General features: G+C 44.3%; 13 protein-coding genes. 1 reads left to right on the top strand and 12 read right to left on the bottom strand.

The features are described from left to right. Positions 1-22: 22 nt before the first annotated feature. The gene (locus K339_RS0110955) at positions 23-2,131 is read right to left on the bottom strand and encodes a molybdopterin oxidoreductase family protein (RefSeq protein WP_028523614.1); all 2,109 of its coding nucleotides are present in this window, start codon (positions 2,129-2,131) and stop codon (positions 23-25) included. 140 nt (positions 2,132-2,271) lie between these two features. On the opposite strand from K339_RS0110955, the gene K339_RS33370 reads away from it, so the two are divergent. Next, positions 2,272-2,514, top strand: coding sequence for a type B 50S ribosomal protein L31 (locus K339_RS33370; protein ID WP_037300150.1), 243 nt, complete (start codon positions 2,272-2,274; stop codon positions 2,512-2,514). 74 nt (positions 2,515-2,588) lie between these two features. Here K339_RS33370 and K339_RS0110945 read toward each other — a convergent pair whose 3' ends face one another. The 11 genes from K339_RS0110945 to infA all read right to left on the bottom strand — a co-directional run bounded on the left by K339_RS0110945 (position 2,589) and on the right by infA (position 11,365). Continuing rightward, positions 2,589-3,362: an SDR family NAD(P)-dependent oxidoreductase gene (locus K339_RS0110945; protein ID WP_028523613.1), complete on the bottom strand. Its 774-nt coding sequence runs from the start codon at positions 3,360-3,362 to the stop codon at positions 2,589-2,591. 25 nt (positions 3,363-3,387) lie between these two features. Next, positions 3,388-4,308 (bottom strand): bile acid:sodium symporter family protein, encoded by a 921-nt coding sequence (locus K339_RS0110940; RefSeq protein WP_028523612.1) that lies wholly within the window; start codon positions 4,306-4,308, stop codon positions 3,388-3,390. Positions 4,309-4,390: 82 nt separating this feature from the next. Continuing rightward, positions 4,391-6,046 carry a carboxylesterase/lipase family protein gene (locus tag K339_RS0110935; protein WP_028523611.1) on the bottom strand — a complete coding sequence of 552 codons (1,656 nt, stop codon included), beginning with the start codon at positions 6,044-6,046 and terminating at the stop codon, positions 4,391-4,393. A gap of 113 nt (positions 6,047-6,159) precedes the next feature. Beyond that, positions 6,160-7,260 (bottom strand): glutamine-hydrolyzing carbamoyl-phosphate synthase small subunit, encoded by a 1,101-nt coding sequence (gene carA / locus K339_RS0110930; protein WP_028523610.1) that lies wholly within the window; start codon positions 7,258-7,260, stop codon positions 6,160-6,162. 119 nt (positions 7,261-7,379) lie between these two features. After that, a complete protein-coding gene (gene rplQ, locus K339_RS0110925; protein WP_028523609.1) occupies positions 7,380-8,123 on the bottom strand; it encodes a 50S ribosomal protein L17 in 744 nt (247 codons plus the stop codon). A 111-nt stretch (positions 8,124-8,234) separates the two neighbouring features. Further along, positions 8,235-9,224 (bottom strand): DNA-directed RNA polymerase subunit alpha, encoded by a 990-nt coding sequence (locus K339_RS0110920; protein WP_028523608.1) that lies wholly within the window; start codon positions 9,222-9,224, stop codon positions 8,235-8,237. Between the two features lie 131 nt (positions 9,225-9,355). Next, positions 9,356-9,967, bottom strand: coding sequence for a 30S ribosomal protein S4 (gene rpsD, locus K339_RS0110915; protein WP_028523607.1), 612 nt, complete (start codon positions 9,965-9,967; stop codon positions 9,356-9,358). A gap of 103 nt (positions 9,968-10,070) precedes the next feature. Further along, positions 10,071-10,466 carry a 30S ribosomal protein S11 gene (gene rpsK / locus K339_RS0110910; protein ID WP_028523606.1) on the bottom strand — a complete coding sequence of 132 codons (396 nt, stop codon included), beginning with the start codon at positions 10,464-10,466 and terminating at the stop codon, positions 10,071-10,073. A gap of 85 nt (positions 10,467-10,551) precedes the next feature. After that, the gene (rpsM, locus tag K339_RS0110905; protein WP_028523605.1) at positions 10,552-10,929 is read right to left on the bottom strand and encodes a 30S ribosomal protein S13; all 378 of its coding nucleotides are present in this window, start codon (positions 10,927-10,929) and stop codon (positions 10,552-10,554) included. Between the two features lie 8 nt (positions 10,930-10,937). After that, positions 10,938-11,054: a 50S ribosomal protein L36 gene (gene rpmJ / locus K339_RS0110900; protein WP_028523604.1), complete on the bottom strand. Its 117-nt coding sequence runs from the start codon at positions 11,052-11,054 to the stop codon at positions 10,938-10,940. A 92-nt stretch (positions 11,055-11,146) separates the two neighbouring features. After that, positions 11,147-11,365, bottom strand: a complete 219-nt coding sequence (infA, locus tag K339_RS0110895; protein WP_013927416.1) for a translation initiation factor IF-1 — start codon at positions 11,363-11,365, stop codon at positions 11,147-11,149. Positions 11,366-11,382 lie beyond the last annotated feature (17 nt).

Below are 11,382 nucleotides of genomic sequence, written 5' to 3'. Positions count from 1 at the left end.
AACGTGAAAATGGGGCTTGAAGTTATACAAAACTCCGCAAATCATAGCAGTTTTGTACACGGACTGGCACGCCTCCAAATACTGAATTCCCCGTCAAGTCATCTAGTACCTGGTCATCTGTCAAATCATTTACACTAACTCCTGCGTGGGACTGCGCCACATTCAGCCTAACTCCGTCGCGCCCATGCCCATAGCCGTGCGGCAAACTCACCACTCCCAGCATCATTTTTTCGGTAAGTTCGACTTCTACCTTAACCTTACCCACGCGTGACACCACCTCGACTTCGCTTCCCGTTTTAATCCCTCGTTGTTGGGCATCCTGCGGGTGCATCAATAGAGTACAACGGTTACGTCCCTTCACCAAGCGTTCCGAATTGTGCATCCACGAATTGTTATCTCGAACGTGGCGTCGATTGATAAGCAGTAAATCAAAATCTGAAGACGGAGGTTGTGCCAACGCTTTTTTGATTCTTTCTACGTCTTTAACCAATAACGGTGGCGCCAACCAAACTTTTTTATTTGAAGTCTGCAAACGTGCGGGTAAACAGGATTCTAAAGCTCCCAAATCCAAACCGTGCGGGTGTTGCCGAAGTGCATCTAAACTCAATTTATATTTTCCAAAACGCAGGGCTAAATCAACTTTTGTGTGCGGGTCTTCGGGAGTAAACGAGGACGAATAATGACCCGTCAAACGAGCTGTCAGTTCCTGAAAAACCTCCCAATCATATTTCGTACCTGTTTCTTTGGCAAATAACGGCTCCGACCATCGTGCTACATTTCGGATGGCCAAGGCATTAAAAGTCAAGTCATAATGAGCCACTTCTAAGCCTGTCGCAGGGGGCAAAATGAGGTGGGCGTGGCGGGTTGTTTCGTTGATATAGATGTCGATGGAAACCATAAATTCCAAGGTCTCAAAGGCCCGATCCAACTGCTGCCCGTTTGGCGTCGAAAGAATTGGGTTCCCGCAGCTCGTAATCAGCGCTTTTATTTGTCCCTCACCTTCCGTCAAAATTTCTTCTGCCAAGGTCGAAACGGGAAGTTCACCCATGAACTCAGGCAAGCCACGTACCCGACTTTGGTAACGGTTGTATTTGTTGTACTCACCTTTGGAGGCCGCTAAAATATCCATGGCAGGCTGGGTAAACATGGCTCCACCCGCTTTATCAAGGTTTCCAGTGACACAGTTGAGGGCATTCACCAACCATTGACAAGCGCCGCCAAAAGCTTGGGTTGACAACCCAATTCTCCCATACGCAACCGCCGATGGGGTATTGGCAAACTCCCTAGCCAACTGTCGAATGTCTGCTGTTGCGATACCCGTACGGTCAGTTACCTCTTCTGGGGAGAATGCTGCCACTATCTGTTTCAACTCGTCTAAGCCATCGACATAGACTGGTACTGTTTCGAGTTGTTCCTCAAAAATTACCTGCAAGATGGCCAACAACAAAAATACATCAGTAGCAGGACGGATGAAGTAATGGGCGTCGGCCTTGGCGGCAGTTTCGGTATAACGCGGGTCAACGACCACCACTTTTCCACCCCGTTGCTGAACCGCTTTCAAACGATTTTCCACGTCAGGCGCAGTCATCAAGCTTCCATTGGAAGCAAGGGGATTGGCTCCCAAAATCAACCAAAAATCAGTACGGTCAATGTCGGGAATGGGTAATAAAAAAGGATGGCCAAACTGCTGCCAAGCTGCAAAATGGTGGGGCAATTGGTCGGCTGAAGTTGCAGAAAAGATATTTTTTGTCTTCAGAGCCCTCATTAAGTTCGTTCCCGCCAAATACGTTCCAGAATTATGCACCGATGGATTTCCCGCATACATGGCCACTGCATCAGGCCCATCACTTGCCTGAATTTGTCCCAAACGGGCCGCGACTTCCTCCAAAGCTTCCTCCCATGTTATTTCCTCCCATCCAGTAGCGGTTCGGCGCACGGGTCTCTTTAAACGATTGGTATCTTCATAAATATCTTTCAATGCCACGGCCTTGGGGCAAACGTGTCCACGGCTAAATGGATCGCTTTTATCTCCTGCTATCGAAACCACTTGATGACCCGTGTAGTGGATTTCAAGACCGCAAATGGCCTCGCAAAGATTACATGCACGATAATGTACACTCGAATTTGTCATACTTTACATTCGTTTGATGCAATATAAATATTTTTACCAAACTTCTTTGGGAGGATACTTTTTTGATTTTCAAAAAGTTACTATCTTTGCGTCCCGTTTTGAAACAAAGCATCGTAACATCATAAAGCGCTGATACAGAAATGAAAAAAGGAATTCATCCAGATTACAGAGAAATCGTATTTTGGGATTTAGCAACTGATGACAAGTTCGTAACACGTTCTTGCGCCCCAACAAAAGACACTATCGAGTTTGAAGGAAAAACTTACCCTGTGTTCAAGGCCGAGGTAACTTCTCAGTCACACCCGTTTTACACTGGTAAAAATACATTGATTGACACGGCTGGTCGTGTTGACAAATTCCTTAGAAAATACGGAAAGAGATAATTCTTCTTCGTTTTTTTACCACACAAAAAAAGGAGCTGCGAAAACAGCTCCTTTTTTTGTGTCCATCGTGAAGGCTACGAATGATAAGGCGACGGGCTCACCGACGTCCAGCCTCCATCTACAACCAACGACTGCCCAGTCACGTGGCCTGCCCCTGGCGAGACAAGAAACAGTGCCGCATTGGCAATATCTTGCACGGTTGCAGGACGCCCCATGGGCGTAATTTTACTCCAAGTTTGGTTATATGCTGGATCTTCGGCAGTGCGCTCCGTCATTGTAGCGCCTGGCGCTACGGCATTAATGGTAATTCCGTAAGGTGAAAGCTCCACCACCAAGCTCTTCGCCAGCATTTCGAGGGCTGCTTTGGTCATGCCATAAGCGGCCAAAAATTGGTGCGCTTGGTGGCCTGTTACCGACGACATCAACAACACCCGCCCTCCTTGCCCTTGTAGGCGCATCTGGCGCGCCGCCGCTTGGGTTAGGAAGAAACTACCCCTGATGTTCAAATCCAAGAGCTGCTGAAGCGATTCTGGGCGATACTCAAAAAAATCGCCAAACGTAGTTATACCTGCATTTGCCACGACTGTCGTCAGCTTACCAAAAACCTTCACAGCCTCGGATACCATTGCTTGGACAAAGTCAACGTCAGCGGCATTTCCTGGATAACTGATACAGTTTCCTCCTTGCTGCTGAATGGAAAGCGCTCCTTCGTCCGACAATGTTTTATCGAGGTCGTTTAGCACAACCGCTGCGCCCCGTTCTGCCAACTGACGGGCTATTTCTAAGCCAATTCCTTGGCCAGCACCCGTTACAATCGCCACTTGGCCACTAAATTCTTTTTCTTTCATGTATTCGCTTCTTAGTTCTACCTACTTATTCGGTTGGCTTTTTACTCCACCAACTCGCCAATAATGACCCTGTAATGTTCATAATTGGGCCAAACAATGCTGGTGCCAACCCTACTGTTGCTACTTTCCCCATTTGTAGGGCAATTCCTGAGGCCAAACCTCCATTTTGCAACCCCACTTCAATGGCGACTGTTCGGCAATCTTGTTCAGGAAGTTTCAATAATCTCGCGCCCCAATAACCCAAGACATAGCCAGCCAAATTATGAATCAATGTACACACAATGAGTATTCCACCTACCTTCAACAAACTATCCCGCCCCGCAGCCGTAATGATACAAATAATAACGGCAATTCCTGCCATAGAAACCAAAGGCATGTATTTGTTTAGAAACGCGGTTTGGTTTCTAAAGATTTTATTCACGGCCAACCCAACACCAATGGGCAAGATGATAATTTTTAGGATTTCAATCATCATCTTCATAAAATCAATTTCTATAAATGACCCGCCCAATAATTTCATTAAAAGAGGTGTCAGTACGGGAGCCATCAGGGTTGCACAAGAAGTAATGGTCAGCGATAAGGCCACATTCGCCTTGGCGATGTACGCCATTACGTTGGAGGCTAAACCGCTCGGAGAACAACCAATTAGAATTATTCCCGCTGCAATTTCAGCAGGGAAATCGAAGCTTACGGCCAAAGTATAACCTACCAAGGGCATAATGGTGAATTGACAAACAAGGCCAATGATGACACTCTTGGGAGATTTTACAACCGCTTCAAAGTCTTTTGGGCTCATCGTCGTTCCCATGCCAAACATGATGATCTGCAAGAGCGGGACAATGAGGGTTTTTAATTGAAAATCCCCAATTTGGGTAAAAGTTTGAGGGAAAAATAGGGCAAGTGTTGCCGCAACAATGATGGATAAGGTATAAAGGTAATTTTTCATGTGAGGTTAAGGAATATAAAATTAGGCAAAAGCCGCACCCACAAAAGCGTAGGTGCGGCCAAAAATACCCTGCGATAGCAGGTTATGCTAACGACTTTCTTGCGTCACGATCGGGGTCATTTTTCACCACTGGTGCATCATCAAGAATCATTGTTTCCCCTTTTCCAGTGGTGTATTGTGGCCAATTGGGCAACCCACCTCCGTTGGGGTTTCCTGTCCGTGCAAAATTGACAAACGATTTGGCCATTTTCTCTGAAAGTCGCCTCGGGCGCGCTCCCCCACCCGTGTGCGTGAGCATCAAATCAGTATTATAAAACCAAAAACAAATATCGTCGCAGTGGAAAGCCCGCATTCTTCCATCAAAGAGAGGTGGTTGCCACCCAAACCAAGCTACGTAAACAGGCGCTTTTTGTTTTACTTTGGCATCGGCAGTCGCAATTGCATTCTTACGATTACTTAATATCATCGACCAAATTTCGACTGGCTTTTTATCAGGGAATGTCTTTGAATAAGCATCTGCTACTTCTCCAGATTTTTCGCCAAAACGCACTTTCAATTTTTCTTTGACATCATTCATCGATACTTTTTCGAGTGCGGAATCAACCCTACTCGGCGACTGCTCGTTGAAAGTTGTGGAGATAATCATCGGAATATCGGCTGAAAAGTGCGCCGAATCGCTATAAAAAGGCGTCGCCGACAAAAACGTCCCATCTGCTACTGGACTAAACCCTCCTCGCGTTAGGTTCAATCGCTTTGCTTCGTCTGCCATTTTGGCTACGGCACGATTGGCAATATCTATGTACTCCCGCCATGGTATTTGTTGTAATTTATCAATTTCATTCGAGCCTAGCCCTGCTTCTTTGAGTACCATTGCTCCCAATTTTTCGGCGTATTCTTTGTTTACACCTCCTAATGATGACCCACTCAATGCTACCGCTTTATGAAACAGCCCTTTAGCCGACGGCATTGCCATCAGTGTACAAACTTTTGCCCCACCACCCGATTGACCAATGATAGTAACGTTAGAGGCATCTCCTCCAAAATTAGCGATATTGTCTCGTACCCATTCGAGAGCTGCAACAATATCCAACATACCAACATTACCTGAAGCAGCAAATTTTTCACCTCCTACTCCCGCGATACTGGTAAAACCTAATGCCCCAAGTCGGTGGTTGAGTGAACAGAATACCACATCGCCCATTCGACTCAAGTTCTCCCCATGGTACCCGTCTTGTTCAATGCCGTTGCCATTAACAAATCCACCGCCGTGCAGCCATACAACGACTGGGCGTTTTTTGGTATCTAAAGCAGGCGTCCAGACGTTTATCCGAAGGCAATCTTCGCTTACATCGTCGTAGTTCCAATGATCCACAAATGAGGCATATTGGTCAGCATACCGCTTTTCCATGATTTGGGGTGCTGTGTTTCCCCACCAAACGGCTGGACGCACTTCTGTCCAAGACGTTGGTTTTTGAGGTGGCATAAACCGATTTGCTCCTGAGGTATCTGCGCCGTACGGAATGCCTAAAAATGTATGAATACCTCGCAAAATAAACCCTCTGACTCGACCATAGGCTGTATTTGTGACAGCGATGTTATCGCCAACAAACAAAATTTGTTCGTCTTCTTTTGACTGGACGCTGGTAGGTTGTGCATTGGAAGCAAGTGGGACACTTACCCCCGCAGTTGCAGCACTAAGCCCCAGCGTCTGAATAAAACTTCGGCGATTAGCTTTCATAAAGTAAAACGTGTTTAGGAGTGAACTGGTAAAAGTCAACACTTTACAAAAGCCTTTTAAAGCAAAAAACTCCCCAAATACTTGGGGAGTTTTTTGAATATTACTTAGATTTTTTATGCTTTAAACAACTCAATAAAGTTGTCGAACAAATAGCGTGAATCGTGCGGGCCTGGCGATGCTTCAGGGTGATACTGTACTGAAAATGCAGGCTTATCTTTTCGCTTAATACCTTCAATGGTTTTGTCATTGAGGTTGATGTGCGTTACTTCAACATCAGGATGCGCTTCGATTTCCTCTGGGCTTACCGCAAAACCGTGGTTCTGTGAAGTAATCTCACAAAGTCCAGTTTGGAAGTTTTTCACGGGGTGGTTCAATCCTCGGTGGCCGTGGTGCATTTTGTAAGTAGAAATTCCACTTGCCAACGCTAAGATTTGGTGACCCAAACAAATTCCAAAAATGGGTTTGTTGGTACCCAAAAACTTCTGAACTGTTTCGACAGCATACGGCATTGACGACGGATCGCCTGGGCCATTTGAGATAAAGAAACCGTCAGGATTCCATGCCATCACTTCTTCAAAAGGAGTTTTAGCTGGGAACACCTTGCAATAGCAGCCGCGCTGAGTCATGTTCAAAAGGATACTTTTTTTGATACCATAATCCATCACCGCGATTCGGTACTGAGCCGTTGTTTCATCTCCCATAAAGTAAGGAACTTTAGTAGAAACTACCGACGACAACTCCAAACCTGCCATGTTAGGCACTTCTTTTAAGTGCTCCATGAGTGTTTTTTCGTCCAAGATTTCGGACGAAATGATTGCGTTCATTACCCCTTGTTGGCGAACGTGACGTACCAATTGGCGGGTATCCACTTCGCTAATTCCAACGATATTTGCTTTTTCAAAATACGTTTGGAGCGAAAAGTCAGCTGTTTTGCGAGAATAAATACGCGAGAAAGAGTTACAAACCATCCCGCTAATTTTTACAGAACTTGATTCTTCCTCGCTGTCCAACTGTACACCGTAGTTACCAATGTGAGAATTGGTATTGACCACAATTTGCCCAAAGTACGAAGGATCAGTATAAATTTCCTGATAGCCAGTCATACCTGTGTTGAAGCAAATTTCGCCACCCATTGTACCAATTTTGCCAAGCGCCAACCCTCTGAGGGCTGTTCCGTCTTCGAGAAGTAAGAGTGCTGGTTGTTGAGAACCCATTTTTTAGTTGGTGTTGAATAATTTATTTTGCAAATTTCCAAAAAAAGGGGCTAAACTTTCGTTTAACCCCTTTAGTATTTCAACTTTTCTTCATTTTATAGAACTAATTCTGAGAAAAGTTATTCTTGGCCTCCGTTTAATTCGTCTTGCCAAGCTTTCAATTCATCAAATTTACCATCGCGAGCGAGGGCAGCTTGCTGAGGCCATGTGGCAGGGCTCTTAGAGCCGATGCCCGCAGCCGATACGATTTCTTGAATTGCTTCAGGAGTTGAGTCTGCCAATTGCGCAAAGGTTGTTACACCCGCCGCGACAAGCGCGCTTGCGATTTTTGGACCAATTCCTTCGATGATTTCAAGGTCATCAGCAGCAGTTACTTCCGCTGTTTCAGCAGCAACTTCTTCCACAACTGGTGCAGAAGCTTTTACTTCAGTTTCAGCTTTTTTACCACCACGACGGCTACGACGTGTTTTTGCTGCTTTTTCTTCAACCGCAGCAAGAAGCGTTTCGTTGAAGTCAACTAACTCAATCATACAAACTTCGGCAGCGTCACCTTGACGAGTACCCAATTTGATGATACGAGTGTAACCTCCAGGACGGTTGGCGATTTTGTCAGCAACAGTACTGAACAATTCTTTTACAACCTCTTTCTCAGGGATGTAAGAGAAAACGATACGGCGGTTGTGCGTAGTATCTTCTTTAGAGCGAGTCAAAAGAGGCTCAACATATTTTTTGAGTTCTTTTGCTTTCGCTAAAGTAGTTTCGATACGCTTGTGGATAATCAATGACGAAGCCATGTTACGTAGTAAGGCACTACGGTGTGAGGAGGTACGCCCCAAATGGTTGTCTTTTTTACCGTGTCTCATTAGTTTGAGTTTTTGATTAGCTTCGAGCTGCGGAAACCGCGCTTCAGAATACTAACCGGTTGAACAATACATAAAAAGACCTTTCTCATTTCAGAGAAAGGTCGAAAGATTTTAGTCTTCGTCGAGGCGGTACTTCGCTACGTCCATACCGAACGTCAAATTTTTCTCAGCAATTAATTGCTCCAACTCAGTCAATGACTTTTTACCGAAGTTACGGAACTTCATCATATCAGCAACTTCGAGTCTTGCCAAATCACCAAGGGTTTTGATGTCTGCCGACTTAAGACAGTTATAAGCACGTACTGATAAGTCGAGGTCAGCCAAAGGCGTTTTCAACAACTTACGCATACGCAACATTTCTTCATCTACTTCGCTCACCTCGTCATTCTTCTGAGTTTCAAACGTCATCGTTTGATCAGAGAACAACATAAAGTGTTGAATCAAGATGTAAGCAGCGCCTTTGAGGGCTTCTTCTGGGTGGATAGACCCGTCAGTGGTAACCTCAATAAGTAGTTTTTCGTAGTCAGTTTTCTGCTCTACGCGCGTATTTTCTACGCTGTACTTAACGTTTTTGATTGGTGTGTAAATGGCGTCAATTGGAATATGACCAATCGGTAATTCCAATGTACGAGGTTCGTCAGCAGGAACATAACCACGACCTTTCTCAAGGATAATCTCCATTTCGAAAGTCATTTGGTCGTCGATGTGACAGATAACGAGGTCAGGGTTCAAAACCTGGAACGATGAAGTAAACTTAGCGATGTCGCCAGCTGTTACCACCGATTGGTTTTTCACACTTACCGAGATTTTGTTATCAACCAATTCCGAAACCTTCTTAAAACGAACCATTTTAAGGTTCAAGATGATTTCGGTAACATCTTCAACAACTCCCTCAATCGAAGAGAATTCATGAAGAACACTTGGAAAACGAACGCTAATGATAGCGTAGCCTTCCAGCGATGAAAGCAGGATACGACGTAACGCATTTCCTATTGTTACACCGAAACCTTTTTCCAGCGGCTTGAACTCAAACAACCCGTGAAAGTCGTCGGCTTTTTCCATTACGACCTTGTCAGGCATTTGGAATGCTAAAATAGACATAGGATTAGCAGTTTTTTTAGAGTCCGAAGAGCGGTTATTAACCGCAAAAAAGTATGTTTTTCTAAACATACAAAAACAAAACCCTTGACGTGGTAATCCACCCCACAAGGGTTTTGTAGAATAATTTAAGACTATTTCGAATACAATTCGACGATAGCTTGCTCGTTCACGTTTTCAGGAATCTGATCACGTTCTGGGTACTGAACAAACTTTCCAACCATCAAACCGTTATCCCACTCAAGCCAGTTAAAACGTTTTGCAGCAGCTGTACGAGCTACGATGCTATCGTTGATAGTTTCAAGTGATTTTGATTTCTCACGAACGCCAACTACTTGGCCTGGGCGCAACGAGTACGAAGGTACGTTTACGACTTCGCCATCAATAGTGATGTGTTTGTGAGTAACCAACTGACGAGCAGCACGGCGAGTAGGAGCAATTCCTAAACGATATACTGTATTGTCAAGACGTGCTTCGCAAAGTTTAAGCAAGTTTTCACCTGTGATACCTTCACGTACTGCTGCACGGTGGAAAAGGTTACGGAACTGACGCTCCAAGATACCGTAAGTATATTTCACCTTTTGTTTTTCTTGCAATTGAAGTGCATATTCTGACTTCTTGCTACGACGCCCTCTGCCGTGTTGGCCAGGAGGGTAATTCTTTTTACTAAGTGCTTTGCTTGGCCCTAGGATAGCCTCACCAAAACGACGTGAAATCTTCGATTTCGGACCTGTATAACGTGCCATGTGAATTGATTTAGAATAAACACAAAAATTACCGTAGGAACAATCTAGCAACCCCAGTGTCCAAATTGCTGATTGTTCGTACGGTGTTATAAAATCTTAAAGATTATACTCTTCTGCGCTTTGGAGGGCGGCAGCCATTGTGTGGTAGTGGAGTAATGTCCTTGATGGTAGTCACTTCAATACCTACGTTTTGTACGGTACGGATAGCAGACTCACGTCCAGAACCTGGTCCTTTTACAAACACTTCTGCTTTACGCATTCCAAGGTCATATGCTACTTGGGCACAGCTTTGAGCGGCTGTTTGGGCAGCATAGGGCGTATTTTTCTTTGAGCCTTTAAAGCCCATTTTACCAGCTGATCCCCAAGAGATAACTTGACCAGACAAATTGGTAACTGAGATGATAATGTTGTTGAAGGAAGCTTTAATGTGAATTTGACCCACTTGCTCCACTTGTACAACGCGCTTTTTTGCTTTATCCTTACGCTTATTTTGAGCCATTGTTTTAATCGGTATCTGTTAGCAGTTATCTGTTATCCTACTCATTATTTCAAACAAATAACGGACAACAGTTAACAATTATGAATTACTTCGTAGCCTTCTTCTTATTCGCTACAGTCTTACGCTTACCTTTACGAGTACGGCTATTGTTCTTCGTTCTTTGTCCACGCAAAGGAAGACCTTTACGGTGACGCAAGCCACGGTAACAACCGATGTCCATCAAGCGCTTGATGCTCAATTGAACTTCTGAGCGAAGGGCGCCTTCAGTAGTAAATTCACCATTAATGATTCCACGAATAGCATTAGCTTCTTCGTCCGACCATTCAGCTACTTTTTTGTCGTAACTAATTCCAGCTTTTTCCAAAATTCTACGAGCGGAGCTACGTCCAATTCCGAAGATGTAAGTAAGCGAGATTTCGCCACGTTTTTTGTCTGGAATGTCAACACCTGCAATACGTGCCATATCTTAAATTATCCTTGTCTTTGTTTGTACTTGGGATTTTTCTTGTTGATCACGTAAAGTTTACCTTTACGGCGAATCACTTTACATTCAGCACTGCGCTTTTTAATAGACGCTTTTACTTTCATTTTTGTATTTGATTTTGGATTTTAGACGATAGGACTTTCAAAATCAAAACGAACTACTTAAAGCCCTACTATCTATTATCAAGTTGTTACCTTTATTTATACCGATAGATAATTCGAGCTTTAGATAAGTCATAAGGCGACATCTCTAATTTCACTCGATCACCCTGCAAAATCTTGATATAATTCATTCGCATCTTTCCGGAAATGTGAGCAATTACTTCGTGCTTGTTTTCGAGTTGTACTCTAAACATTGCATTTGAGAGCGCTTCTACGATTATTCCGTCAACTTCGATGAGTCCTTGTTTTGCCATATACTCTTTTGGTAAGG

Origin of the sequence: Runella limosa DSM 17973 (assembly GCF_000482465.1) — a bacterium.
Classification (GTDB): Bacteria; Bacteroidota; Bacteroidia; order Cytophagales; family Spirosomataceae; genus Runella; species Runella limosa.
The sequence above is the reverse complement of the archived record's forward strand: the minus strand, read 5'-3'. Positions and strand labels throughout refer to the sequence as shown.